This is a genomic window from Armatimonadota bacterium (assembly GCA_031081675.1).
Lineage (GTDB): Bacteria > Sysuimicrobiota > Sysuimicrobiia > Sysuimicrobiales > Kaftiobacteriaceae > Calidihabitans > Calidihabitans tengchongensis.
The window spans coordinates 1-24,405 of sequence record JAVHLZ010000015.1 but is presented as its reverse complement, the minus strand read 5'-3'; the positions used below and the strand labels follow the sequence as shown (position 1 = coordinate 24,405).

Annotated in this window: 22 protein-coding genes, 1 tRNA gene and 1 riboswitch; of the genes, 12 read left to right on the top strand and 11 right to left on the bottom strand. The window is 71.1% G+C overall.

The window, feature by feature from the left end; genetic code table 11:
• The first annotated feature begins 170 nt into the window (after nt 1-170).
• The 5 genes from RB150_07105 to RB150_07085 are packed head-to-tail and all read left to right on the top strand — an operon-like array spanning nt 171 to nt 5,803.
• Nucleotides 171-905: a FadR/GntR family transcriptional regulator gene (locus tag RB150_07105; protein ID MDQ7820301.1), complete on the top strand. Its 735-nt coding sequence runs from the start codon at nt 171-173 to the stop codon at nt 903-905.
• Between the two features lie 6 nt (nt 906-911).
• The gene (locus RB150_07100; GenBank protein MDQ7820300.1) at nt 912-2,399 is read left to right on the top strand and encodes a class II fumarate hydratase; all 1,488 of its coding nucleotides are present in this window, start codon (nt 912-914) and stop codon (nt 2,397-2,399) included.
• A gap of 46 nt (nt 2,400-2,445) precedes the next feature.
• Entirely contained in the window at nt 2,446-3,243 is a 798-nt protein-coding gene (locus RB150_07095; GenBank protein ID MDQ7820299.1) for a hypothetical protein, read from the top strand.
• A complete protein-coding gene (locus tag RB150_07090) occupies nt 3,243-5,048 on the top strand; it encodes a fumarate reductase/succinate dehydrogenase flavoprotein subunit (protein ID MDQ7820298.1) in 1,806 nt (601 codons plus the stop codon). Before RB150_07095 ends, RB150_07090 begins: the two co-directional genes overlap by 1 nt.
• A complete protein-coding gene (locus RB150_07085) occupies nt 5,045-5,803 on the top strand; it encodes a succinate dehydrogenase/fumarate reductase iron-sulfur subunit (GenBank protein MDQ7820297.1) in 759 nt (252 codons plus the stop codon). Before RB150_07090 ends, RB150_07085 begins: the two co-directional genes overlap by 4 nt.
• 65 nt (nt 5,804-5,868) lie before the next feature.
• Here the strand turns inward: RB150_07085 and RB150_07080 are convergent, their stop codons facing one another.
• The 3 genes from RB150_07080 to RB150_07070 are packed head-to-tail and all read right to left on the bottom strand — an operon-like array spanning nt 5,869 to nt 9,216.
• Nucleotides 5,869-6,441, bottom strand: a complete 573-nt coding sequence (locus tag RB150_07080) for a cob(I)yrinic acid a,c-diamide adenosyltransferase (GenBank protein ID MDQ7820296.1) — start codon at nt 6,439-6,441, stop codon at nt 5,869-5,871.
• Nucleotides 6,438-8,447, bottom strand: a complete 2,010-nt coding sequence (locus tag RB150_07075) for a S9 family peptidase (protein ID MDQ7820295.1) — start codon at nt 8,445-8,447, stop codon at nt 6,438-6,440. Before RB150_07075 ends, RB150_07080 begins: the two co-directional genes overlap by 4 nt.
• A gap of 31 nt (nt 8,448-8,478) precedes the next feature.
• Nucleotides 8,479-9,216 (bottom strand): metallophosphoesterase family protein, encoded by a 738-nt coding sequence (locus tag RB150_07070; GenBank protein ID MDQ7820294.1) that lies wholly within the window; start codon nt 9,214-9,216, stop codon nt 8,479-8,481.
• Nucleotides 9,217-9,314: 98 nt separating this feature from the next.
• On the opposite strand from RB150_07070, the gene RB150_07065 reads away from it, so the two are divergent.
• Nucleotides 9,315-10,535, top strand: a complete 1,221-nt coding sequence (locus tag RB150_07065) for an MFS transporter (GenBank protein ID MDQ7820293.1) — start codon at nt 9,315-9,317, stop codon at nt 10,533-10,535.
• Here RB150_07065 and RB150_07060 read toward each other — a convergent pair.
• From RB150_07060 to RB150_07035, 6 genes are all read right to left on the bottom strand, one after another.
• Nucleotides 10,474-10,824, bottom strand: coding sequence for a hypothetical protein (locus RB150_07060; GenBank protein MDQ7820292.1), 351 nt, complete (start codon nt 10,822-10,824; stop codon nt 10,474-10,476). The genes RB150_07065 and RB150_07060 overlap by 62 nt on opposite strands.
• Nucleotides 10,821-11,075, bottom strand: coding sequence for a hypothetical protein (locus RB150_07055; GenBank protein ID MDQ7820291.1), 255 nt, complete (start codon nt 11,073-11,075; stop codon nt 10,821-10,823). Before RB150_07055 ends, RB150_07060 begins: the two co-directional genes overlap by 4 nt.
• A gap of 31 nt (nt 11,076-11,106) precedes the next feature.
• Nucleotides 11,107-11,577: a YbaK/EbsC family protein gene (locus tag RB150_07050; protein MDQ7820290.1), complete on the bottom strand. Its 471-nt coding sequence runs from the start codon at nt 11,575-11,577 to the stop codon at nt 11,107-11,109.
• A gap of 26 nt (nt 11,578-11,603) precedes the next feature.
• Nucleotides 11,604-12,014 (bottom strand): hypothetical protein, encoded by a 411-nt coding sequence (locus RB150_07045; protein ID MDQ7820289.1) that lies wholly within the window; start codon nt 12,012-12,014, stop codon nt 11,604-11,606.
• A 122-nt stretch (nt 12,015-12,136) separates the two neighbouring features.
• Nucleotides 12,137-13,651, bottom strand: a complete 1,515-nt coding sequence (locus RB150_07040; GenBank protein MDQ7820288.1) for a DnaB-like helicase C-terminal domain-containing protein — start codon at nt 13,649-13,651, stop codon at nt 12,137-12,139.
• A 137-nt stretch (nt 13,652-13,788) separates the two neighbouring features.
• Nucleotides 13,789-14,157 carry a hypothetical protein gene (locus tag RB150_07035; protein ID MDQ7820287.1) on the bottom strand — a complete coding sequence of 123 codons (369 nt, stop codon included), beginning with the start codon at nt 14,155-14,157 and terminating at the stop codon, nt 13,789-13,791.
• Nucleotides 14,158-14,205: 48 nt separating this feature from the next.
• Between RB150_07035 and RB150_07030 the strand changes: the two genes are divergently transcribed.
• Nucleotides 14,206-14,281: transfer RNA gene (locus RB150_07030), tRNA-Arg, on the top strand.
• 122 nt (nt 14,282-14,403) lie between these two features.
• Here the strand turns inward: RB150_07030 and RB150_07025 are convergent.
• A complete protein-coding gene (locus RB150_07025) occupies nt 14,404-14,925 on the bottom strand; it encodes a DinB family protein (protein MDQ7820286.1) in 522 nt (173 codons plus the stop codon).
• A gap of 140 nt (nt 14,926-15,065) precedes the next feature.
• Nucleotides 15,066-15,830, bottom strand: coding sequence for a glucose 1-dehydrogenase (locus RB150_07020; protein ID MDQ7820285.1), 765 nt, complete (start codon nt 15,828-15,830; stop codon nt 15,066-15,068).
• A gap of 395 nt (nt 15,831-16,225) precedes the next feature.
• Here RB150_07020 and RB150_07015 point away from each other — a divergent pair, with 395 nt between their 5' ends.
• The 5 genes from RB150_07015 to RB150_06995 form a co-directional block, all read left to right on the top strand.
• Nucleotides 16,226-17,164 carry a tripartite tricarboxylate transporter substrate binding protein gene (locus RB150_07015; GenBank protein MDQ7820284.1) on the top strand — a complete coding sequence of 313 codons (939 nt, stop codon included), beginning with the start codon at nt 16,226-16,228 and terminating at the stop codon, nt 17,162-17,164.
• 451 nt (nt 17,165-17,615) lie between these two features.
• The gene (locus RB150_07010; GenBank protein ID MDQ7820283.1) at nt 17,616-19,100 is read left to right on the top strand and encodes a tripartite tricarboxylate transporter permease; all 1,485 of its coding nucleotides are present in this window, start codon (nt 17,616-17,618) and stop codon (nt 19,098-19,100) included.
• Between the two features lie 597 nt (nt 19,101-19,697).
• Complete coding sequence (locus tag RB150_07005) at nt 19,698-20,480, top strand: MBL fold metallo-hydrolase (GenBank protein MDQ7820282.1); 783 nt, start codon at nt 19,698-19,700, stop codon at nt 20,478-20,480.
• 339 nt (nt 20,481-20,819) lie between these two features.
• A riboswitch (cyclic di-GMP riboswitch) is annotated at nt 20,820-20,925 on the top strand.
• Between the two features lie 72 nt (nt 20,926-20,997).
• Nucleotides 20,998-23,730, top strand: a complete 2,733-nt coding sequence (locus RB150_07000) for a GAF domain-containing protein (protein MDQ7820281.1) — start codon at nt 20,998-21,000, stop codon at nt 23,728-23,730.
• A gap of 25 nt (nt 23,731-23,755) precedes the next feature.
• On the top strand, nt 23,756-24,405 hold a 650-nt coding region (locus RB150_06995; GenBank protein ID MDQ7820280.1), incomplete at its 3' end, for a kelch repeat-containing protein.

The following is a 24,405-nucleotide window of genomic DNA, read 5'->3' as shown; positions in this document are numbered from 1 at the left end:
GCGATCAGTGTAGCGCAGGGGGAATACGGAGGGAAGAAGGAAGAGGGATGAAGGAAGAGGGAAGGCTCCTATGCCGTTCCGTCCGCCTTCCCCTCTCCTCCCGTTATTGACTCGGCCGCCGCACCGGGGTAGGCTGAAAGCGGACTGCTGGTCAGACCAGCAGTCCTCCCATGGCCGCACCCGGGCGCCTGTTCCAGCCGATCCGCCGCAGCCGGATCTACGAGGACGTCGTCCGCCAGATTCAGGACCTCATCGCCTCCCAGCACCTGGCCCCGGGGGACCGCCTGCCCGGGGAGCGGGAGCTGGCCGACCGGCTGTCGGTGAGCCGCCAGTCGGTGCGCGAGGGCCTGCGGGTCCTGGACTACCTGGGCGTGGTGGACGTGCGGCCGGGCGAGGGGACGTTCGTGGCCGCCGCCCCGTCCGCCCCCCTGGACCCCGCCGTCTACAGCCTGCTGTCCGAACGTACCTTCCTCCTGGACGTCCTGGAGGCCCGGGCCATCGTCGAGGAGGGCATCGTGACCCTGGCCGCCGGGCGGGCCACCCGGGAAGACCTGGACGCTCTGGAGGCGCTGCTGCAGGCCCGGGAGCGGGACCTGGCCGCCGGCCGCCACGACGTGGCCGGGGACCTGGCCTTCCACGCCCAGCTGGCGGAGGCCACCGGCAATCCGGTCCTGACCAGCCTCATGCGCCACCTCAACGAGATGTGGCTGCGCTCGCGGGAGAAGACCGGGCGGCGCCAGAGCAGCCCCCAGCGGGCCCTGCAGTTTCACCGGGCCATCCTCCGCGCCTTGCGGCGGCGCCAGCCGGCGGGGGCGCGGCGGGCCCTGCGGGCGCACCTGCGGGATATGCGGGCCGACATCGAAGAGCGCAGCGCGCGGCTGCGCCAGATCCGGCGCGGGAGGTGACGACAGATGGCACGCGCGACGTCGCGCAAGCGCGCCCGCCGGGTCAGCCGGCGGGTCATCCGGCCGGCGCGGGCACCCGGCGCCCCGCCGGAGACGCGCATCGAGCGGGACTCCCTGGGCGAGATGCCGGTCCCCCGGGAGGCCTACTATGGCGCGTCCACGGCCCGGGCGGTGCGCAACTTCCCCATCAGCGGACTGCGGTTCCCGCGGTCCTTCCTGCGGGCCCTGGGCCTCATCAAGCGGGCCGCCGCCGAGGTCAATATGGACCTGGGCCTGCTGGACCGACGGACGGGCGAGGCCATCGCCCGGGCGGCGGCGGAGGTGGCCGAGGGAAAGTTCGACGATCAGTTCGTGGTGGACATCTTCCAGACCGGCTCGGGCACGTCCACCAACATGAACGCCAATGAGGTGATCGCCAACCGCGCCACCGAACTGCTGGGAGGCGAGCGGGGGAGCCGTCTGGTCCACCCCAACGACCACGTGAACCTCTGCCAGTCCAGCAACGACGTCATCCCCACCGCCATTCACCTGGCCGCCCTGCTGGACATCGAGGGGCGCCTGCTGCCGGCGCTGGAGGAGCTGCAGCAGGCGCTGGAGGAGAAGGCGGTGGCATTCGCCGACATCATCAAGACCGGCCGGACCCACCTCATGGACGCCACCCCTATCCGCCTGGGGCAGGAGTTCACCGGATACGCCGGGCAGGTCCAGCGGGCGATCCGGCGGATCCGGACCGCCGCCGAAGACCTGCGGGAGGTCCCCCTGGGAGGCACGGCGGTGGGCACGGGCGTCAACGCCCACCCCGAGTTCGCCGCGCGGGCCTGTGCCCGGCTCAGCCAGCTGGCCGGCACCGAGGTGCGGGAGACCACCAACCACTTCCAGGCCCAGTCCTGCCTGGACGCCCTGGTGTTCACCTCAGGCGCCCTGCGGGCGTATGCCACGGCGCTGATGAAGATCGCCAACGACATCCGCTGGATGGGATCGGGCCCCCGGGCCGGGCTGGGTGAGCTGAAGCTGCCGGCGGTGCAGCCCGGGTCGTCCATCATGCCCGGCAAGGTCAACCCCGTGATCCCCGAATCGGTGATCCAGGTCTGCGCCCAGGTGCAGGGCACCGACCTGGTGGTGGCCCTGGGCAACCAGTGGGGGAACTTCGAGCTGAACACCATGATGCCGGTGATGGCCTACAACCTCCTGCAGGCCATCGCCGTGCTGGCGGCGGCGTCCCAGAACTTCGCCCGCCAGTGCGTGCGGGGGCTGGAGGCCACCGAGGCCGGGCCGGCGTCGGTGGAGCGGGGGCTGATGCTGGCCACCGCCCTGGCGCCGGTGGTGGGGTACGACCGCGCCGCCGAGGTGGCCAAGCAGGCCGCCGCCACCGGCCGCACCATCCGGGAAGTGGCCCGGGAGATGCTGGGCCTCAGCGACGCCCAGCTGCAGGAGATCCTGGACCCCGCCCGCATGACCGCTCCCGGCCTGCACGGCGCCGGCGGCGGAGGATAGGCGCGGATCTCGCACCACCACAGGGCCGCACGACGGGAGGTCGGCGATGAGCAGACGCTGGCTGTGGGACGAGCGGGGAGCGGTGGGGGCGCCGCCGGCACCCTGGGCGGCTGCGACGCTGCGCCGCGACCCGTGGTGGAGGGATGTGGTCCTGATCCTGGTCGCCCTGGCGGCGTTCGTGGCCTACGCCACCTGGCGCGCCCTGATGAACGCCCACTACTACGTGCCGCCGTACATCTCGCCGTTTTACTCTCCGTGCGTGGCCGAGGCCTGCGCCCACGCCACCGCGCGGTGGATCGGCGGCTGGTGGCGGTTCACGCCGGCGTTGCTCGTCCTGTGGGTGCCGCTGGGATTCCGGGTCACCTGTTACTACGCCCGCCGGGTGTACTACCGGGCGGTGTTCTGGGCGCCGCCCGCCTGCGCGGTGCGGGACCGCCCCGCGGTCTACACGGGGGAGACGCGGTTCCCGTGGGTCCTGCAGAACCTGCACCGCTACTTCTTCTGGCTGATCCTGCCCATCGTGGCCGTCCACTGGTGGGACGTCACGGTGGCCTTCCGGTTCCCCGACGGGCCGGGGGTGGGCGTGGGCTCCCTGGTCATCCTGGCCGACGCCCTCCTGCTCACCCTGTACACCGCCTCCTGCCACGCCTGCCGGCACCTGTGCGGCGGCCACGTGGACGCCTTCAGCCGGGCCCCGCTGCGGGCCCGCCTGTGGCAGGCCGTCAGCCGCTTGAACCCCTATCACGGCCTGTTCTTCTGGCTGGCCCTGGGCATGGTGGCCCTGGCCGACCTGTACGTCTACCTGCTGTCCGTGGGCGTGCTGACCGACGTGAGGATCCTGTGATGGCGCGCGAGGCGTACGAGATTCACGACTACGACGTGGTGGTGGTGGGTGCGGGCGGGGCCGGGCTGCGGGCGGCCATCGAGGCGGCCACCCAGGGCGCCCGCACGGCCCTGGTCTGCAAATCGCTGCTGGGCAAGGCCCACACGGTGATGGCCGAGGGGGGCGCGGCCGCCGCCCTGGGCAACATCTGGCCCGAGGACAACTGGCGGGTGCACTTCCGGGACACCATGCGGGGCGGCAAGTTGCTCAACAACTGGCGCATGGTGGAGATCTTCGCCAAGGAAGCCCCCGAGAGGATCCTGGAGCTGGAGGAGTGGGGCGCGGTCTTCGATCGCACCCCCGAGGGCCTGATCTCCCAGCGGGATTTCGGCGGCCACCGCTACGCCCGCCTGTGCCATGTGGGCGACCGGACGGGGCTGGAGATCATCCGCACCCTGCAGTACCGGCTGCTGTCCCTGCCGTCGGTGGACGTCTTCATGGAGTGCACCATCACCCGGCTGCTCACCGACGCCGGGCGCATCGCGGGGGCCTTCGGATACCGGCGGGACACGGGAGAGTTCGTGGTGTTCCGGGCGCCCGCCGTGGTCCTGGCCACGGGAGGGTTCGGGAAGGTCTGGAAGTACACGTCCATGTCCTGGGAGAGCACCGGCGACGGCATCGCTCTGGCCCTGGACGCGGGCGCCGAGCTGCTGGACATGGAGATGGTGCAGTTCCACCCCACGGGCATGGTGTGGCCGCCCGGCGCCCGGGGGATTCTGGTCACCGAGGGCGTGCGTGGGGACGGTGGGGTGCTGCTCAACGCCCAGGGGCGGCGGTTCATGTTCGACTACATCCCCGAGTTCTTCCGGGCCGAGACGGCGGAGACCGAGGAGGAGGCCGACCGGTGGTACACCGACAAGAAGCACAACCGCCGGCCTCCCGAACTGCTGCCCCGGGACGAGGTGACCCGCGCCATCTACTTTGAGGTGAAGGCCGGGCGGGGCACCCCGCACGGCGGCGTGTACCTGGACATCGCCAGCCGCCGGCCCGCGGACTATATCAAGAGGCGGCTGCCCTCCATGTACCACCAGTTCCTGCAGCTGGCCGGCATCGACATCACCCGCCAGCCCATGGAGGTGTACCCCACCTGCCATTACGCCATGGGAGGGGTGCGCGTGGACGCCGAGACGGCGGCGGCCACCCTCCCCGGCCTGTTCGCCGCCGGGGAGATCGCCGGCGGCCTGCACGGGGCCAACCGGCTGGGGGGCAACTCGCTGACGGACCTGCTGGTCTTCGGCCGGCGCGCCGGGCTGTACGCCGCGCGGTACGCCGGCACCTCCGGCACGTCCCCCACCGTCAGCCGGGACCAGCTGGACGACGCGGCGGCCGAGCTGCTGCGGCCCTTTGAGGCCCGCGGGGAAGAGAGCCCCTTTGACCTGCAGGCGGCCCTGCAGGAGGTCATGCAGGACCACGTGGGCATCTTCCGGGACGAGGCGGGGATGCGCACGGCCCTCGACAAGATTGCCGCGCTGCGCGAGCGGGCGGCGCGGATGCGGGTCTCGGGGGGCCGTCAGTACAACCCCGGCTGGCACGCCGCCCGCGACGTCTACTCGATGCTGTCGGTGGCCGAGGCGGTCACGCTGTCGGCCCTGGAGCGGCGGGAAACCCGCGGCGGCCACAGCCGCACCGACTACCCCCAGGCCGACCCCGAGCTGGGGCGGGTGAACATCGTGGTGGCCCGCCGCAACGGCGCGCTGCTCCTGCGCCGCCAGCCCATCCCGCCCCTGCCCGACGACCTGCGGGCGATTCTGGAGGAGACGCGATGAACGCACAGAGGGAGGTTACCCTGCGCATCTGGCGCGGCACCGCCTCCGGCGGGGAGTTCCGCGACTACCGCGTGCGGCCCGTCGAAGGTATGGTGGTCCTGGACGCGGTGCGGACGGTGCAGGCCGAGCAGGCCCCCGACCTGGCGGTGCGGTGGAACTGCAAGGCGGGCAAGTGCGGCTCCTGTTCGGCCGAGGTGAACGGCCACCCGCGCCTGATGTGCATGACCCGCCTGACCGAGGTGGTCCGGGACGGCGAGCCGGTCACCGTGGCCCCCCTGCGCGCGTTTCCCGTCATCAAGGACCTGGTCACCGACGTCTCCTGGAACTTCGAGGTGGCCCGTACCATCCCGCCCTTTCAGCCCGCGCCCCCCGGCCCCGACGGGAAGAGGCGCATGTACCAGCACGAGGTGGAACGGGTCCAGGAGTTCCGCAAGTGCATCGAGTGCTTCCTGTGCCAGGACGTCTGCCACGTGATCCGCGACCACCCGGAGAACACGGCGGTGTTCGCCGGCCCGCGGTTTCTGGTGCTCCTGGCGGCCTACGAGATGCACCCCCTGGACACCGCCGACCGGACCGCCTTCGTCCGGTCCCGGGCGGGGGTGGGGTTCTGCAACATCACCCGCTGCTGCACCGAGGTGTGCCCGGAGAACATCCGCATCACCGACAACGCCATCATCCCGCTGAAGGAGCGTGTCGTCGACCGCCACTACGACCCGCTGCTGTGGCTGTGGCGGAGGCTGACCGGACGAGCCTGACGGAGCCCCTCCGGCCGGCCGCGGCAGACGGCGGGGGATGTCGGCCGGGCAGACGCCCCCAGGCGCTACGCCCGGCGCTGCCAGAGGACGTCCGCCCGACGGGCGGCCCGGTTGGCCTCGCGCGCCAGGACGAACAGCAGGTCCGACAGGCGGTTGAGGTACTGCAGCACCTCGGGCCGCACCGGCTCGGCCCGCGCCAGCGCCACCACCCGGCGCTCGGCCCGCCGGCACACGGCCCGCGCCACGTGCAGCGACGCCGCGAGAGGGGTTCCCCCCGGCAGGACGAACGCGCGCAGGGGCGCCAGGCGGTCCTGGTACCGGTCGATGGCGCGCTCCAGGGCGGCCACGTCCTCGGCGCGCACGCCCGCCGGTGGGATGTGCGTCGGCGGGGTGGCCAGCTCGGCCCCCAGGTCGAACAGCCGATGCTGGATCTCGCCCAGCAGGGCGGTCACCTCCCGCGCCCGGGCCAGGGCGCGCACGGCACCCAGGTGGGCGTTCAGCTCGTCCACGGCACCGTAGGCCTCCACCCGCGGGTGGTCCTTGGGCACCCGGCGCCCGCCGATGAGCCCGGTCTCGCCGGCATCGCCGGCGCGGGTGTAGATCCGGGGGCCCGCGGCCCGCCGGGGCGTCCGCGTCACCGGCTCTCTCCGGCGGCCACCGCCGCCGGCGGGGCGGGCTGCGCGAGGTGCTCGGTGAACCAGCGCACGATCCACCGCAGCCGCTCCACCCGGTGGGTGGGACGGCCGGTGCGGGACAGATCGTGGCTGGCGTCGGGAAACCGCACGAACACCACGCGGCGGCGCAACTTCATCAGGGCCGCAAACAGCTGCTCGGCCTCGCCGATGGGACAGCGCAGGTCCTGCTCGCCGTGCAGGATCAGCAGCGGCGTGGTGATCCGGGCCACGTAGGCCAGAGGCGACCGCTCCCAGTACCAGGTGGGCGCCTCCCACGGGTCGCCGGGAAACTCCCAGAAGCCCTTCATGTAGGCCAGGTCGCTGGTGCCCCACTGGCTGAGGTGGTTGCTGATGGAGCGCATCGTCACCGCCGCCTTGAAGCGGTCGGTGTGGCCGATGATCCACGTGGTCATGTAGCCCCCGTAGCTGCCGCCGGCCACGCCCAGCCGGTCGGGGTCCAGGGACGAAAACCGCTGGAGGGCGGCGTCCAGCGCCGCCATGAGATCCTCGTAATCCTTGCCGCCCCAGTCGTGGCGCGTGGCGGCCGTGACGGCCTGCCCGTAGCCCTGGCTGCCGCGGGGGTTGGTGTAGACCACGGCGAAGCCGGAAGCCGCCAGGACCTGAAATTCGTGGACGAACGCCTCCCCGTACGCTCCGTGGGGGCCTCCGTGCACCTGCAGGACGGTGGGGTGGCGGCCCTCCTGCCGGCCGGGCGGCAGCAGCACCCACCCCTCCACCGGCCACCCGTCGGCCCCCGGGCAGACAAACCGCTGCGGCTCCGCCAGGGTCAGTTCGGACAGCAGGGCGTGGTTCACCGACGTCAGGCGGCGCATTCCGCCGTCGGCCAGGTCCACCCGCCACAGGTCCCCGGGGGTCAGCGGGTCGCTGGCCGCCACCACCGCCGCCGCCCGGTCGGGATCCACCGACAGGCCGTAGATCTCCTGGCGGCCCGCGGTGACCGCCCGCACCGAGCCGGTGGCCGCATCCACCTCCCCGATCTGGGTGGTGCCGCCGTCGGCAATGAGCACCACCAGGCGCCGCCCGTCGGCCGTCCAGGCCGGGCCGCCGATCCGCGGATGCGCCCGCATGTCGGTGATGATGTGGTGGCCCAGGCTGCGGTCGTAGTGGCGGGTGAGGTGGACCGGTTCGCCGCCGGCCGCCGGCACGACCCACAGCCCGATGTTGGTGGCGCCCATGGCCGCGTTGTCGTGGCCATAGTAGGCGATCCGGGTGCCGTCGGGAGACCAGGACGGGAACTGGCAGGGGCCCACCGACCGGGTCAGCCGGCGCGGGGAGCCGCCGTCGGCGGGCACCACCCACACGTCGGTCACGTTGGTGACGTCGGCGTCCGGATCCCGGTTGGCGACGAACGCCAGGTGGCGGCCGTCGGGAGACCACGCCGGGTCCGCGTGATCGTAGTCCCCGTCGGTCACCTGTCGGGGTTCCCCGCCGGCCAGCGCCACGATGAAGATGTGGCGGTACCGGCCATCCCACAGTCCCTCCCCGTCGGCCTTGTACCGGATGCGGGTGATGACCCGCACGTCGCTGGCGGGCTCCTTGTGGGGGGGCTTGCCCACACAGGCCAGGAGGCGGCCGTCGGGAGACCAGCTCGCCTCCGAGGGCGCGTATGCGGGCGGAACCAGCAGCCGCGCCTCCCCGCCGTCGGCGGGGATGACGTACAGACCCCGCACCCGCCGTCCCCCGGCCGGGGCATCGCGATCGGACAGGAACGCGATCCACCGGCCGTCCGGAGACCAGCGGGGCAGGGTGTCCCGGTGCGCGCCGGTGGTGAACTGGCGCATCTCCCCGCCGTCCGCGGGCACCACCCACAGGTGCGACCGGTAGGTGTCGGCCTCCCGGTCCACCACCGTCACCACGCAGACCACCCGGCGTCCGTCCGGGCTCACCTGGGGGTCGCTGATCCATCGCAGGGCCAGCAGGTCCTCGATGGTGATCGTCCGTCCCGTCATCGGCCTCCTCCGCGCACAGCGATGCCTCCGCCTACCGTCCGTAAGCCAGCCGCTCCGCCAGGATGGGCGGCAGGCCGGCGGCCCGCATCTTCTGCTGGGTGCGGGCCAGGGGATACGCCAGGCGGACCACAAGCACCTCCCGGGCGTCGGTGTCCAGCCACAGGTAGGCGGCCCGGGGGTCGCCGTCCCGCGGCTGGCCGACGCTGCCGACGTTGATGATGTACCGGCGGTCCGGGCGCAGCCGCACCGGCCTCCCGGGCAGCAGCGGCTCGGCCGTCACCGCCTCGCCGGCCTCGGTGAACACCGCCGGGATGTGGGTGTGCCCCACCAGACACAGCTCGAAGGGGGCCGCCCGAAAACTGGCCCGGGCCGTCTCCGCGTCCAGAATGTACTCTTCGATGGGATCGCGCGCGCTGCCGTGCACGCACAGGATCCCGTCCAGGGTCAAGCGGTGGGGCAGCCCCTGCAGGTAGGACCGCACCGCGTCGGTCAGCTGGCGGCGGGTCCACAGGGCCGCCTCGTAGGCATAGGGGTTGAAGCGGGCGGCCAGGGTGTCCTGAGGGTCCACCACCGCGGCGTCGTGGTTGCCGAGGACCGCTCCCCGTAGCAGCGGGCGCAGCCGCGTCACGCAGGCGACCGGGTCCGGACCGTAGCCCACGAAGTCTCCCAGGCACAGGACCGCGTCCGGGCGGCGCGCGGTCAGGTCGGCCAGGACCACCTCCAGCGCCTCCAGGTTGGCGTGGACGTCAGACAGGACGGCGTAGCGCATCCCGAGGTCGGAAGGGACCGCTTCCTCCAGTTCGGGGCGGGCGCGGGCGGCTCCTGTGCCAGGAGGCCCGGCGCCGACACCGAACTCCCTGGAGGTTGATGGACGTCCTCCGGCGCTGGTTGCGAGTCCCCCTGCCTCCCCGGACCCGCGCCGTCGTTCGCCTCGACATGGCGGCGGCGTTCCTGTACGGCGCGTTCGCCGGGCTCACGCAGCCGTTCATCCCGGTGATGGGCGTCCGGCTGGGCGCCACCCCGCTTCAGGTCTCCCTGCTGGTCGCGGCGCCGGCGGTGGTGTTCCTGCTGTCCTTCTGGGTGGTGAACGCCGTCCGCCCCGTGCACCCGGTCCGGCTCGTCATGGGGCCGGCGCTGGCCGGGCGGGCGCTGTTCCTGCTGATGCCGCTGGTCCGGTCCCCGCGGGCCTACGTGCTGCTGGTCATCCTGTACCACGCGGTAAACTCGGTCAACCCGCTGGGCTACGCCCAGGTCATGCGGACGGTCTATCCCGATGACGCCCGGGGCCGCATCATGGCCCTGGTCAAGGTGGTGATGGCGGCGGCGTGGGTCGCGGGATCGCTGGTGGGCGGGTCGCTGATGCAGCGGCTGCCTTTCCAGTGGGTGTTCGCCGCCGCCGGGATCCTCGGCATGGCCAGCGCGGTGGTGTTCGGCCGCATCCGCCTTCCCCGGCCGGCGGAGCACCCCGAGCACATTCCCCCCGGTGCCGCCGCGCGGGTGCTGCGGGACGATCCCGGCTACCGCCGGTTTCTGCTGGCCTTCTTCGTGTTCGGGTTCGGCGGGTGGCTGACCGGGCCGGCGGTCCCCCTGCTGCTGGTGCGGGACCTGCGGGCCTCCAACCTGCAGGTGGGCCTGCTGGGCGCGGTGACCTCGGCCACCTGGGTGCTGTCGTTCTACTCCTGGGGCCGGATGATCGACCGGCGCACGGCCACCGGCGCCCTGAAGGTCGTTTTCACCATCGGAACCCTGACGCCGCTGATCTACCTGGTGGCTCCCAATCCCTGGGTGGTCCTGCTGGCGGGGATCACCGATGGCCTGGCCTCGGCCGGCATCGACCTGGGGTGGCTGGCCGCCGTCCTCCACTACGCGCCGCCCGGCCGGGTGCTGCTGTACACCACGCTGTTCAACACCCTGGTCGGCGTGCGGGCCGCGGTGGCGCCGGTCCTGGCCGGATCGCTGATCCCCCGCGTGGGGGTGCGGGCCATCTTCGCGATCGCGGCGGCGTTCTACCTCCTGGGCACGGTGCTCATGCGCCGGGTGCCCCCTCCCCCCCAGGCGGGCCGAACCGGGCCTGCCAGTACGGGCTGAGCAGGTCCGCCAGCTCCCGGGGAGGGCGGCGCCACAGCAGGGTCCGCTCCACCGTCTCTCCCAGCCGGCGGCGCTGGATCCGCACCCGCTGGTAAAAGCGCGCCCAGAACGCGTCTTCGGCGTCCTCCAGAAGGACCACCCGCCGGCCTTCCACGAGGACCTCCAGCCGGCAGCGTCCGCCGGAACTCACCACCCAGGCGTCCCGGCAGCCGAAGCGCCGGCGCAGCACCTCCCGCAGGTGGGCGGCCAGCCGGCGCTGCTGGGGCCAGGGGCCGCCACGGGCAGTCATGAGGCCGCCAGCCGGCGGCCCAGGTCGTCCAGGAACGCCCCCAGATACGCCGCGCCGATCTGGTCGGGGTCGTCCACGTCGCGCAGGGCGGCGCGGTCCACGTCCAGGGTGGCGGCGATGTCCGCCACCATCGGCCGCAGCGTCTGGATGTACGCCTGCACGTGCTTCTGCCCGGAGCGGGTGTGGGGCACGGGAATGACAAAGCCGCGCCGGCGGTCTCCCGCCGGCAGTCGCCGTTCCGCCCGCACCATCGCGCTCACCCCCTCGGTGCGGCCCCGGCCGTCAGGGCTTGAGGGAGAAGTCGGCCACCTGCGGGGACGCCAGCCGGGCGAAGTCCGCGTAGGCGATCTTCATGGTCTCCCGGTGGGTGCCGGCGTTGAAGACGATGTAGGGATCTTCGGTGAGCTGGCGGTCCACCACCACCGGCACGTTGTACAGGTTGCCGAACGGCGGCATGGCGCCCACCTCGCAGTCGGGGAAGACGTGGGCGAACTCCTGCTCCCGGGCCAGACGCGCCTCCCGGGCTCCCAGGGCGGCCTTCAGGCGGGCGAAGTCCACCCGGTTGGGCGCCGGCAGGACCAGGGCCACCAGGGATCCGTCCACCATGGCCATGACCACCTTGGCCACCAGGCGGCCGGGCACATGTTGCACCGCCGCCACCTCCTGGGCGGTGTAAACCTCCGGGTGGGTGGAGAGCTCGTAGCGGACGCCGTTCTCCCGGAAGTACTGCTCCAGGCGCTCGCGGCACGTCATCGCCGTCACCTCCCCGCCACCGTGTCCTACCGTCCCCAGGCCCCGGTGGTGAAGGCGCGGCCCACCAGGGCCGCCTGGGTCAGGCACAGGAGCGCGAACGCCGACGGGCCGGCGGCTCCCGGGTTGTGCAGGGCCGGCCGCAGGAATCCTCCCGGCCGCAGCCCCACCTGGGCCACCGCGCCGGCAACCACCAGGCCGCCGTACAGGAAGTGCAGCGCCGTGCGGGGCCGCGCCCCGCCCAGGGCCAGGACGGCGCCGGAGGCGGCCTGGACCACCGTCAGCGCCGCCACCGCCAGCAGGACCGTCCAGAAGGCTGCGCCCAGGGTCCGCCGGCCCCCGACGTGCGCCCGGAAGGCCCACAGGGCGAGCGCGGCGTTGCCGACGATCACGGCCACGGCGAGGTACCGGGAAGCATGAACGGTGAGCAGCGCGGCCATCGCTGGGAGTCCGCCGGACACCGACCCACTTCCACGACCCCGGGGGGAGGGTCCTGCCGGACAAAGAGGGAAGAAGGAAGAGGGAAGAAGGAAGAAGGGGGTGCCTCTCCCCCTCTTCCCTTCTACAGGGCCGTCAGCAGCCCGCCCTCCCGCAGGCGCTCGAGGATCGCCTGCATCTTGGCGAAGTCCCGGAAGCCGGCGCTGAACTCGTCGCTGGTCTTGTACCCGATCTCGACGAACTTGTTCAGGGTCACGAAGAAGGCGTACTGGACGGTGCTGGCTATCGTCTCCGGGGCGTCCCGGTTCTTGTCCAGGTGCAGGTCCAGGATGTCGATCTTGGGAATCAGCTCGCTGTCGGTCCGGCCGGCCTTGGCCTCGGTGCGCAGCAGGTCCTCCAGGTTCTTCGTGGCCACCCAGTCCTTGCTGAGGACCATGGCCACGTCCAGGTCGTACTCCAGGTCGCCGGAGCCCACGCAGTGGTGCATGGTGGGGCGGGCAAACTCGGAGACTTCCTCGTGGGGCTTCTCGTCCAGCCGGCAGCCCTCTTTGTCCAGCGGCGAGATGGCGAACACCGGCACGTTCAGCTCCAGGCTGAGGTCCGCCAGCTTGGCGGAGATGAGGTCGGTGCGCGCCTTCTCGTCGTGGACATTCTCCTCCAGGGGCACCCGCTGCAGGTAGTCGATGAAGATGACGCACTCGTCGGTCTGGTAGGCGTGCATGAGGTTGTGGGCGCGGGCCTTGATCCGCTCCACCGTGTCCTGGCGGCCGGCCTCGAACAGGTACAGGGTGCCCAGCTGCTTCTCCAGCCGGGCCCAGGCGTCCTTGACCCGGCCCCGGATCGAGGGGGCGCGGGATTCGGCGGACAGCAGCGCCGCCGGGTTGACCAGGGATTCCTTGGCCAGCAGCCGCGCGAACAGCACCCGGCTGGTCTGCTCCCACGAGTAATACAGGACCGGGATGCGGTAGCGCCCGGCCACGGTGGCGGCCAGTTCCAGGGCGAAGTTGGTCTTGCCCCGGCGAGGCGCCCCCGCCAGCCCGTAGTAGAAGCCTCGCCGCAACCCCGACAGCGCTTCGCTGAGGCGGTCAAACGGCGACAGATCGTAGCCCAGGGTCGAGCCGGACCGGCCCTCGAGGATTTCCTGGACGATGCGGGACCCCACCTCCCCGGCGGCGGGCGTGTTGCGGGCCATGCGCTGCTGCTGGATCTCCAGCAGGGCGGGGATGATCTGCCCGACGAAGTCCACCACGTCCCGCTCGGCCCGGTCCTCCTCGAGATAGGTGGTGATGGCCGTGTTGACCTCCACCAGCCGCAGGCGGGCGGCCCGCGCTTTGAGGATGTCCACGTAGGCCATGACCTGGGCGGCGTCGGGCTCGGGCGTGGCCTCCACCGCGTCCAGGAATTTGCGCATCTCGGGGGAGAGGACTCCGCGCTCCCCGAGCAGGCCCCGCACCGTCAGGGGCTCCAGGGGCATTTCCTTCTGGGCATAGATGTCGCCAAGGACCTTGGCCAGGGTGCGGCCGAGGGCGTGAGGCATCAGGTCCGGGCGGAACCCCGCCTCCAGGGCGCGGCCGAGCAGGTAGCGATCCCGGAGGAACCCGCTGAGGAGGCGCTTTTCGATGACGGCGACTTCTTCCACAGACCCACCCCCGCCGCCGCCGTGGTCGGGCACGCCCGCCCCCGGGCGCAGGACGCAGGAGGCGGCGCAGGCGGCGCAGACGTTCAGGGTTCCTGCACCCGTCCTATGCCCCCCGCCCACGCGAGGGTAGACCGGGCCTAGCGCTTCCAGCGGCGGTAGCGGACCTCGGCGGCCCGGTGCATGCGCTCCACGGCGTTGACGGTGCCGATGACGGCGTCGCAGACCCAGCCACCGTCGGGCAGGCGCTGATCCCCCGAGGGGAAGGTCAGCCGCAGGCCGCGCAGCCGCAGCCGGGGCCGGCCGCCGGCCAGCAGGGTGACCGAGGGCGCCGCCCGCGCCATCAGCCGCGGCAGCACCGACCGCCCGAAGGTGGCGCGGGTGAATCCGATGGTGCGCGGGCCGACCACCGCCTTGTCGGCATAGGCCAGGATCAGGCCCCGCGGCCCCACCAGGGTCACGTGGCGGAAGGCCAGCGGCCGGCGATTCCGTTGAGGGGAGGCGGCCACACTGATATAATTCCCTGTGCGTCTCGCCCCTTCTTGCGCGGCGCCCGCGCGCCCGTAGCTCAGCGGATAGAGCGTCGGCCTCCGGAGCCGAAGGCCGGGGGTTCAAATCCCTCCGGGCGCGCCACCAACTCCCCTGCCAGACGCGGTTTTTCACCCATGCGGTCTCCCCCGAGCTGCCCTGTCGGGGTCAATGCGCAATCCGGTGGCAGGGACCTCCGCCTGCGCGATCGGACCGAGCCGACCGGGTCATCGAGATGGCCCCTCGCCAGGAGGGGGTGACTCCCTCAGCAGCCGGGCGATCTGGCGGATGGCTCCCAGATGATACCCCCCGTGGCCCACCAGCGCCAGCACGCCCCACAGGGTGTCGCGGTCCGACCAGTCCTGCCGGTCGCGGATGGCCTGCAGGAGTTGGCGGTGCGCCTGCCGCAGGTCGGCGCGCAGCCGGTGCCACTCGGGGGCGGTCACCACCTGCGTCCGCCAGCTGCCGGCCCAGTCGGCGGAGGCATACGCGTCCTCGCCGGCCAGGGCGCGGGCGGCCAGGTCCAGCGCGTACCGCAGGTGCGCGGCGTGGGCGGCGATGGTGTTCATGCCCGGAGCCGGCGGACGGGACGCCGCCCCGGCGGAGATCGCCTCCAGCGTGCCCAGCACGCCCGATGCAGGCTCGTTGCTCACCACCCACGTGGACCTTGGGTCGGGCGGCCCCACGTGGATCTCTTCCAGGAGGGCTTCCACCGCCTCCACGAACCGCTCGCGACCGATATCCTCCATCCGTCTGACCTCCTTCCAGAGTCCGTGGAGCTCCCGCGGAATGGGCAGGTCCCTTCCCCCATGGGCCGCGCCTTCTGCGACTCCGGCGTCGCCTCAGGCCAAAGGGGCCGGCATCCCCCGGGAACTCCGTGACGTGCCCGCTATGCAGCGGTCCACCCCGCGTCGGCGGGGATGATGGCTCCGTTGATCTGCCGCGACTCGTCCGATGCCAGAAACAGTGCCAGCGCGGCGATGTCCTCGGGCTCCAGGATGGCGGGGATCAGCGCCGCATACGCCTGGGCGCGCGCCGAACCGGCCGGGTCCATGCGTTCGGGGATCATGGATTCGGCGATGTTGGTCCGGGTGGCACCCGGGCAGATGGCGTTGCACCGGACGCCCTTCAGCGCGTACATCCAGGCCGTGTTCCGGGTCAGCCCCACCAGCGCGTGCTTGGAGGCCGTGTATGCCGCTCCCGCGGCGCCGCCCTCGATCCCGGCCGTGGACGAGATGTTGATGATGGACCCGCCGCCCTGCTGGACCATCCGGGGGACGGCCCGGCGCATGGTGAACATGGGCCCGTCAAGGTTGACAGCCAGCACCCTCCGCCAGACGTCGTCGTCCAGCTCCCCCACGCCCTGCATGAAGTCCATGATGCCCGCGTTGTTGACCAGCACGTCGATGCGGCCGTAGGTGTCAACCGCGAGATCCACCAGCGCCTCCGCCGCCTGCCGGTCGGCGATGTTGCCGTGGACGCCGGTGATGGCCCCCCCGCCGGCCCGGATGGACGCGACCGCCTCGTCCAGGCGGGTGGCATTGATATCTCCAGCCACCACCTTCGCCCCTTCGGCGGCGAAGCGCCGGGCGATGGCCAGACCGATGCCCGACGCCGCTCCCGTGACCACAGCCACCTTCCCCTGCAGCCTCATCCGCTCACCCCCGGTCTCCAGGTCTTCGACCTAGCCCCGGCGCCCGCTCAGACCCGCGGCGCGCGCGCGCCGGACGGAAAAGCCCCCATCACCTTACCCCCCTCCGCCGGAGCCTGCAATCGGGCCAGGATACGAGCCGCCTCACGCTGCGCTCCGAAAGTGTGGTGGCAACCTCCCTGACACGTTCATCTCACCCCACACAGAGCAAGACCTGGATGCCCAGCTCGCCCAGTTCATGAGCGTACATCCCGAGACCACGCATCGGATCCTGTCAAGGGATGCTGATTCTTTGCCGGCGGCCTGAGAACATTTGCACGCTCCCCTGCCTGTTCGGATCCGGGACGGTAAAATGATGTTTGAACAACGCATCCGGAGGTGCTTCCGTGGTCCGAGCCATGACTGCTCTGGCGCTCGTGATACTGCTTGCGTCTCACGCCGTCAGCGCACCGACGTGGCCCGCAGGACGTGCTGTCACAATTGTGGTCCCGTTCGCAGCCGGTGGGGGTACGGACATAATCGCCCGGCAGCTCCAGCGGGCGATGCAACGGTTTCTGGACGCTCCCATCGTCATCCGCAACGTCCCCGGTGCGGGAAGCGGCATCGGGACCAATGAGGTGTTGCGCGCCCAGCCCGATGGGCACACCCTGCTGCTATCGGGAACCCACACCATTACGGCGTCTCTGCAGGGACTCACCACCGGATCGGTGTTCCAGCTCGACCACATTGCCAGCCTGAACTGGGACGCTTTCGTGATCGGGGTCCTGGATACTTCACCCTACAGGACCCTCGGAGATCTCATCGAAGCGGGCAAGAGAGAACCAGGAAAGATTACCATCGGCCATGCTGGCGTGGGAGCCCTCACGCACCTCACCGCGGAAGCGCTCAACCGGTCCGCAGGGAACCCGTGGACGGTCGTTCCCTTCGAGGGTGGGGCCCGACTGATCGCGGGCGTTCTCGGAGGCGTGGTCGCCGCTGGGGTCTTCTCCCAGTCCGAGGTCATAGGTCAGACTGGCCGTTTGCGGCCCCTGGCCGTCACCAGTCGGAGCCGTTCGCCGCTGTTCCCCCAGACCCCCACGCTTGAGGAACTGGGGTTCAAAGGCATTCCCCAGGGAAGCTTCCGCGCCATCAGCGGACCGAAGGGGATTCCCATGGACACCCGCCGCGCCATTGCGGCGGCTGTGGGACGGGCGATGAATGACCCCGACTGGATCGCGTTCAGCCGGCAAAACGGCCTCGTCAAGCACTATCTCACCAACGAGGAGCTGGAACGGTATTTCGGTGTTTTGACGCTGGAGTTGTCCAAACTCCTCCGCCAGGTTGGGCTGATCAAGTGACCCGCCCGGCGCGACTGGTCCTCGGTGCCGTCCTGGTCGGTCTGGGCCTGGGTGTCTTGGTGGCGGCAAACGGCATTCCGGTCCGCCCCGTCCGAGGAGACCCTGGCCCCCGGGCGGTACCGGTAGCGTCGGCCGTCCTGGTAACGGCCGGGGCGGCCTGGGCGACCTTTGGTGACCTGCACCGTTCTCGCCCGCCGAGCATGGTGTCGGCGTCGGGGGCGACGGCGGTCGCCTGCGCCGGTGTCTTATACCTGGTCGCGCTACCGCGGGTGGGCTTTCTGGCTTCCACGGCCCTATTCATGGGAGGGGTATCTCTGTTGCTGGACCGCCCTCGTCGGTATCCGGTGTCCGTTCACCTGGCCACGGCAATCGCTACCGCTGCCCTTCTGTGGGCCATCTTCGCGAGGATTTTCGGCGTGATCCTCCCCCGGGGTCCCCTGGGAGTGTAGGCATGGAGCCTCTGCTAAAGGGCCTGGCCTTCGTCCTGCAGCCCACAACCCTGCTGTGGATCGTCGCGGGAGATATCGTCGGCATCTTCGTGGGCGCCCTTCCGGGATTGACGGCCACCATGGCTCTGGCCCTATTTCTCCCCCTTACGATTCACCTCGACAGCCTGACGGGAATCGCCCTGATGCTGGGGCTGTACTTCGGGGCCGTTACGGGGGCCTCGATCCCGGCCATCCTGTTCGGGATCCCCGGCAACCCCAACGCTATCGCCACCGTGCTGGACGGACTACCGATGGCCCGCAAAGGCCAGGCGGGTGTGGCCCTGGGCGGGGCTGTGATCGCGTCGCTCATCGGGGGGCTTGTCAGCACTGCAGCGCTACTGGCCGCCTCGCCGGCGCTCGCCCGCTTCTCGTTGCTCTTTGGACCCGCGGAGTACTTTGCCCTGGCGGTGGCGAGCCTGACCATCATCGCCAGCGTCTCGGGCCGGTCGCTTCTGAAGGGTGTCGTCATGGGTGCGCTGGGAGTGCTGCTGTCCACGGTGGGCATCGATACCGTGACCGGTATACAGCGTTTTACTTTCGGCAACCCCTTTCTGGCCACCGGGATCGGGTTAGTGCCGGTACTGATCGGCATGTTCGGTATTACCCAGGCGTTGGAGGACGCCGGTCGGCCCGGCGGGGCTGTGCAGGTGGTCACCCGGCACCTGGGCCGCCTCTTTCCCCGCTTGGGGCAGCTGCGTCGAATGTGGCGGATCCTGCTGGAGTCCAGCTGGATCGGTACCCTGGTGGGCATCCTCCCCGGGGCGGGGGCCAGCGTGGCCGTGATGCTCGCCTACGAACGGGCAAAACAGCTCTCCGAGCGGCCCGACGAGTTTGGCACGGGCAGGCTGGAGGGGGTGATGGCCCCTGAAGTGGCCAACAACGCGTGCATCGGCGGAGGCCTCATCCCCACCCTCACCCTGGCCCTTCCGGGTGAGTCGGCGGCAGTCCCCATCCTGGCGGCCCTGGTTTTACACGGGATCACTCCGGGCCCTCTGTTGTTCTCCTTTCAGCCTCACTTCATTTACGCCGTGGTCTTCGCCATGATCGTGGCCAACCTCACCACCTGTCTCTTTCAGCTGGTGGGCATCCGACTCTTTGTCAAGGCGCTGAGCATCCCCCCGCCGCTGCTGACGCCGCTGATCATCGTTCTGTCAATCGTCGGTGCATATGCCCTCAACGGATATCTGTTTGACGCCGCCGTCGCTGTGGTGGCCGGGCTGTCCGGGTTCGTCTTACGGCGGGCGGGATACCCGCTGATCCCGCTTATCCTGGGCCTGGTCCTGGGGGGGATGCTCGAATCCGAATTCCGGCGCGCCATGATTATCACCGGCGGCGACCCCTCCGTGTTCATCACCCGTCCGCTGTCGGCGCTCTTGCTGGCGGCCGGAGTCATGTTTCTCGCCCGACAGCTCATGCATGCCCGGCGGGCGAAGGGAGAGATGGCGTAGGTGAACACCACGGAGATTCGACAGGTGGTCGTCTTCGACTACGACGGAATCCTGGTGGACACATTCTCGGCCACAAGTGCCGCCGATGCGGAGGCCATGGGGGAGGTCCTCGGCCTGCCAGAGGTAACCCGGTCCCGGGTCGAGGCGATTCGCTCGCACCAGTGGTGCAAACTGCCTGGCCCAGCTCGAGGGAACTGCGAGGGAACCCGGCGTCCTCCTCGCCGACCGGCATCGGCGGGATTTCCTTCACAAGTTCTCCGAGTACGTGACGGCGCAGGCAGCCGTGAGACCCGAATTTCCGTCGGCCCGGCGGGTACTCCGTGTCCTGCAAAAGCGATACGACGTGGTGGTGGTGAATGGCATGCCTGAGAATGAGCTGGTGGAAGATCTCCTCCGCCGGGGCCTCGCGCAGCATGTCACGTACGCGCAGGGCGGCGACGAGGGGGTCGTTCTCGACCGCCTGCGGGCGGAGGGGCGTCAGATCGCTCTCCTTGTAGGAGACACTCCTCACGACGCGGTGATAGCAGTCTCCCGCGGCATCCCCTTCTACCCGGCCGGGCGGGATGAGGCCCTCGCCCGGCTTCCCTGCTTGCCGCTATGACCCCGCGTCTGATTCTCCTGGGCACCGGCGGAGCGCTTCAGACGGCCGCACGGGATAATACCGCCCTTGCACTCGTGATCGAAGATCGGGCAGTTCTCGTGGACTGTCCGGGTAGCGCCTGCCGGAAGCTGCTGCAGGGAGGAGTGGACCCCCTTCGGCTGGCAGCAGTAGTCATCACCCATCTCCACACCGACCACGTCTACGGACTCCCGTCCCTCGTCCACAACCTGTGGCTGTTGGCCCGCGGCCGACAGCTAACGCCGGTTCCGATCTACGTGCCCGAACAGGGCGTGGAACCTCTGCGCCGTCTCCTGGCAGCCCTGGACCTGGACCGACGGGGGACGTTCTTAGAGTACCGTCCGCTCCCCGGAGATCCCGGTACGGTGTTCTGGGAATACCACGGTCACCGTCTCGCATCCCATCCGGTCGACCATGGTCCCGAGACTTTCGCAATTCGGTGGGAGACGCCAGCCGGTCTCCGCCTCGTCTACTCCTCGGATACCCGCCCTCTCGAAGCGCTTGCCCAGTTCGGCAGGGGGGCCTCCTACCTGGTGCACGACGCCACGTATGCGGAAGACGAAGCCGACCGGGCGCGAGTGGGAGGACATTCTACCCCGGCCGAGGCCGGCCGGGTCGCCACCCTCGCGGGCGCCCGTCGTCTGGTGTTGGTGCACCTGGGAGAGCAGGCAACCCCTGCCCGGTGGATAGCCGAGGCATCAACGACCTTCACCGGTCCAATTGACGTTCCCGAGGACGGGGCGGTGTACCCGCTAGGGTAGCCACGCACTCTTCCTTCGGGAAGTTGCGGACGACGTAGTTCGCGGGTATCGGGCAGAGTACCCTCTCGTTTTTGGGCCTTTGGGGCCTTTCCCCGGGTGACAGTCACCATGGTGGGGAGCGATCCTTTTACTACAGCATGCACGCAGGGGGTACGCACGTCCCACGTTCGGGTGACGGCACATAGAGGCGACGGGACAGCCATCCGGGCGCGGGGAGGCCCGCCGGAACCACGGGCCTGACCGGGATGGCCACGGGGCGCTCGTCCTTCTCGGAGAAAAATTCAAGGGCCAATCGCCCTCTGGCATGGCGGTTGCTCCATACCGGCCGCGGAGTCCTCACAGCGATAAAGGCAAACCCGTCGCGAGGCGGGGACGCAAAGCCGCGGGACTCCGGACGGGAGTGGGGCGCGACCACCCCGGTTCCGGAGTCAGCCGGGCTGCCGAAGGTGGGGATGGCCCTGGCGACCACTGGCGTACCTGTGCCGCCTCTCCTTCGGCTGGTTGGGGAGGGGCGGCAGTGACACGCAGCGTTCACAGTGCATCCAGAACCGGCAGCCGGTCGGGCCGCCGCACTGTGTCCTCCCACCTGCACCTTCTCGCGGCGCTCGCCCGCCGGCTCAACGCCCTGACGGACCTGAACGAGATCGTGCAGACCGGCCTGGCCCTCACCCGGGAACTGGTGGGAGCACCCACGGGGTGGATCACCCTGGTGGATAGATCCGGCCGGTTTACCCTCGCCGTCGCCCACGGCCTTCGGTCCGACCTGGCCGCCAATGATGCCGCGGCCCTCCGCTGGGCACCGTGCCGGTGCCAGCGCATGCTGCTCGCCGGCGACCTCCGGCAGGCGGTCACGGTGGTCGCATGCGAACGCCTCCGGCGCCTGGCCCGGGGCCAGTCCCCAGGCGCGCGCTCGCGTGCACCCGAGTTCCGCCACATCAGTATCCCCCTCCGGGCCGGCGACGAACGGCTGGGCATCCTCAACCTTCTCCTGCCTTGGCGCGTGCGCCGGGTGGGCGACCCGGACCTCACCGCCCTGACCTCGGCCGGACAGATGCTCGGCGCAGCGATTCACCGCGCCCGCCTGTACGAGCAGGCGCGCGCCCAGCGCGCAGCCGAGCACACGACACTGGCCGACCTCTCGGCGCATATCCTGGCCGCCGAGCACCCTCAAGATGTGATGGATCTGGCCGTCCAGACAGCCGCCGCGGCGCTGAGGGCACCGCTGGTGGGCGTGCGGCTGGCCGACGACGGCGGCCGATGGCTTGTGCTGCACGCCGGCTGTGGATGGCCGGCCGACTGCGTCGGCACCCACCGCGTCCCGATCGCCGGCCGAGTGGGGCTGTCGGGGCACGTGTTCCGCACGCGCACCCCTCTGGTGGTCCCTGACATTCGGACATACCCGCACCTCCGCCCGCGGATGCTGATTGCCCGGCTGGGGATGCGCAGCGCTGTGGCCGTCCCCATGGTCGCCGGCGACCGGGTGATCGGCACCATGTCCGCCGCCTCTCCCGAGGTGGGCCGGTTCACCGCCGACGACGCCCGCCTGCTATCCCTCATCGCCAACTACGCCGCCCTGGCGCTGCACCGGGTGGATGTCATGCAGTCGTTGCGTCGCCGCGTCGCCGAGCTTGACCTGCTGCACGCCGTCGGCGCCGCCAGCACCCGGGCCTCGGGCCTGGACGAGACACTTCGGGCCATCATTCGGGAAATCAAGGACAGGTTGGGGTACGAACACCTGTGGATCATGCTGGTGGAAAACGGCCGCCTGCGGGTGCGGGCCACCGACGAGACCACTCGGAGCCCGATCCTCGAGCTTCCCCTCGGGGAAGGCATCACAGGGTGGGTCGCCCGGCACGGCGAACCCGTCCTGGCCCCCGACGCCCCCGGCGATCCCCGCTACGTGCCGGGAATCCCCGACACCCGGTCGGAACTCTGCGTCCCCCTCCGCGTGGACGGTCGGGTCATCGGCGTGATCAATGCCGAGAGCCCCCGCCCCCAGGCGTTCTCCCCGGAAGACCTGCGGGTCCTCACCACCGTGGCCGGAGAGGTAGCCGTCCTCATCGAGCGCACGCGTCTTGTGGACGAACTGGCCCGACGCGTGCGAGACCTCTCCGCCCTCGCCCACGCCAGCGAGGCCCTGCGGGGGACCGACACGCAGGAGGACCTGGCGGCCAAGGTGACCGAGCAGGCGGCGCGTCTGGCCGATGCCGATGTGGCGATGCTGTGCATGGCCGACCCCGACCGCCGGGAGATTGAGGTGATCGCCTCCTGGGGCCTGCCGGACGCCGCGGGCCGCCACCACGGAGTCGGGGACGGAATTTCCGGACACGTGCTGCGTACCGGGCACAGTTACCGCTGCATGCGCCTGGAGTCTGACCCGCAGGTCGCTCACCGGGACCTGGTCGCGGGGCTGGGGCCGGCGGTGTGCCTGCCCCTGCGCACCACCGCGGGCACCGTGGTGGGCACCGTGCTTGTGGCGCGCGCGCTGCGGGCGGGCTCAGCCCGTCCCTTCGACCAGGATGACGAGCGGCTGCTGGGCACGCTGGCCGAGATCGCGGCCAACGCCCTGGCGCGGGTGCGGACCCACCAGGCCCTGGAGGAGTCGTACGTGCAGCTCGCCCTGGCCCTGGCCAACGCCGTCGACGCCCGCGACGCCTACACCGCCGAGCACAGCCGCCGCCTGGCCGAGCTGGCGGTGGCCACCGGCCGGGTCCTGGGGTGCGACGAGGCCACGCTGCAGGTGCTGCGCTGGGGTGCCCTGCTGCATGACATCGGCAAGATCGCCATCCCCGACGCCATCCTGCGCAAACCTGGTCCGCTGACCGCCGACGAGTGGGACGTGGTACGCCGCCACCCGGACGTGGGCGCCCAGATCGTGGCACCGGTGCGGAGTCTGCAGCCCGTCATTCCCATCATCCGGCACCACCAGGAGCGCTGGGATGGGTCGGGGTACCCCGACGGCCTCCGGGGAGATGCCATCCCCCTGGCCGCCCGCATCCTGGCCGCTGCCGACGCCTACGTGGCCATGACGGACGCACGCCCGTACCGGCCGGCCCGTTCCCACCACGAGGCCGTGGCCGAACTGCGGCGCCACGCCGGCAGCCAGTTCGACCCCGCGGTGATCGAGGCGCTGTGTCGGGTGCTGGCGGAAGAGATGCCGCCTGCCTCGGGCTCCGTCGCCACCCCCGGGCCGCCCCTCGTCCGGTGCAGGACCGGCGGCGGGGGGATGGACGGCGACAGGAACCGGTGACAGCGGTTCGCGAACCATCGTGGCGATGCGCCTCTCCGTCCGCCTGGCCGCCCTCTTCCTGCTCCCGGTATCCGCAGCGGCGGCGGCCTCCGCTTCCGGGGCCGGGCGATGGGACCGGCGCGCGCCGATGCTGACCGAGCGCACCGAGGTCGCCGGCGCCGCCCTCGACGACCGCATCTACATCGCGGGCGGGCTGGGTCCCGGAGGCGCGACCGACGCCGTGGAGGAGTACGACGTCTCGGCGGACACCTGGCGGACCCGGGCGCCGCTGCCGGCGCGGCTTCACCATGCGGCGGCGGTGGTGGTGGGGAGCCGGCTGTACGTGGTGGGCGGATTCGACCCGGCGTGGAGGCCGGTGGTCTCTGTTTTCGAATACGACCCGGCAGCGGACCGCTGGCGGCGGCGGGCGCCCCTGCCCACTCCCCGCGGGGCGCTGGCCGCCGCGGTGGTGGAGGGCCTGATCGTGGCCGTCGGCGGGGTGGGCCCGGAGGGAGACGTGGCGGTGACCGAGATCTACGACCCGGGGCGGGACCGGTGGGCCCGCCGAACGCCGATGAGCGCGGCCCGCGACCACCTGGGGGCGGCGAGCGTCGGGGGGAAGATCTACGTCTTCGGCGGACGCGTGGGAGGGCGCAACCTTCCGATCAGTGAGGTCTACGACCCCTCCATCGACCG

Coding starts and splice junctions, on each gene's coding strand:
- RB150_07020 (MDQ7820285.1), bottom strand. CDS start 15,830: ATGAGGCTGCAGGGGAAGGTGGCTGTGGTCACGGGAGCGGCGTCGGGC.
- RB150_07015 (MDQ7820284.1), top strand. CDS start 16,226: ATGACTGCTCTGGCGCTCGTGATACTGCTTGCGTCTCACGCCGTCAGC.
- RB150_07045 (MDQ7820289.1), bottom strand. CDS start 12,014: ATGGCCGCGCTGCTCACCGTTCATGCTTCCCGGTACCTCGCCGTGGCC.
- RB150_07070 (MDQ7820294.1), bottom strand. CDS start 9,216: ATGCGCTACGCCGTCCTGTCTGACGTCCACGCCAACCTGGAGGCGCTG.
- RB150_07085 (MDQ7820297.1), top strand. CDS start 5,045: ATGAACGCACAGAGGGAGGTTACCCTGCGCATCTGGCGCGGCACCGCC.
- RB150_07055 (MDQ7820291.1), bottom strand. CDS start 11,075: ATGGTGCGGGCGGAACGGCGACTGCCGGCGGGAGACCGCCGGCGCGGC.
- RB150_07095 (MDQ7820299.1), top strand. CDS start 2,446: ATGAGCAGACGCTGGCTGTGGGACGAGCGGGGAGCGGTGGGGGCGCCG.
- RB150_07010 (MDQ7820283.1), top strand. CDS start 17,616: ATGGAGCCTCTGCTAAAGGGCCTGGCCTTCGTCCTGCAGCCCACAACC.
- RB150_07065 (MDQ7820293.1), top strand. CDS start 9,315: ATGGACGTCCTCCGGCGCTGGTTGCGAGTCCCCCTGCCTCCCCGGACC.
- RB150_07075 (MDQ7820295.1), bottom strand. CDS start 8,447: ATGACGGGACGGACGATCACCATCGAGGACCTGCTGGCCCTGCGATGG.
- RB150_07060 (MDQ7820292.1), bottom strand. CDS start 10,824: ATGACTGCCCGTGGCGGCCCCTGGCCCCAGCAGCGCCGGCTGGCCGCC.
- RB150_07025 (MDQ7820286.1), bottom strand. CDS start 14,925: ATGGAGGATATCGGTCGCGAGCGGTTCGTGGAGGCGGTGGAAGCCCTC.
- RB150_07100 (MDQ7820300.1), top strand. CDS start 912: ATGGCACGCGCGACGTCGCGCAAGCGCGCCCGCCGGGTCAGCCGGCGG.
- RB150_07005 (MDQ7820282.1), top strand. CDS start 19,698: ATGACCCCGCGTCTGATTCTCCTGGGCACCGGCGGAGCGCTTCAGACG.
- RB150_07090 (MDQ7820298.1), top strand. CDS start 3,243: ATGGCGCGCGAGGCGTACGAGATTCACGACTACGACGTGGTGGTGGTG.
- RB150_07050 (MDQ7820290.1), bottom strand. CDS start 11,577: ATGACGTGCCGCGAGCGCCTGGAGCAGTACTTCCGGGAGAACGGCGTC.
- RB150_07105 (MDQ7820301.1), top strand. CDS start 171: ATGGCCGCACCCGGGCGCCTGTTCCAGCCGATCCGCCGCAGCCGGATC.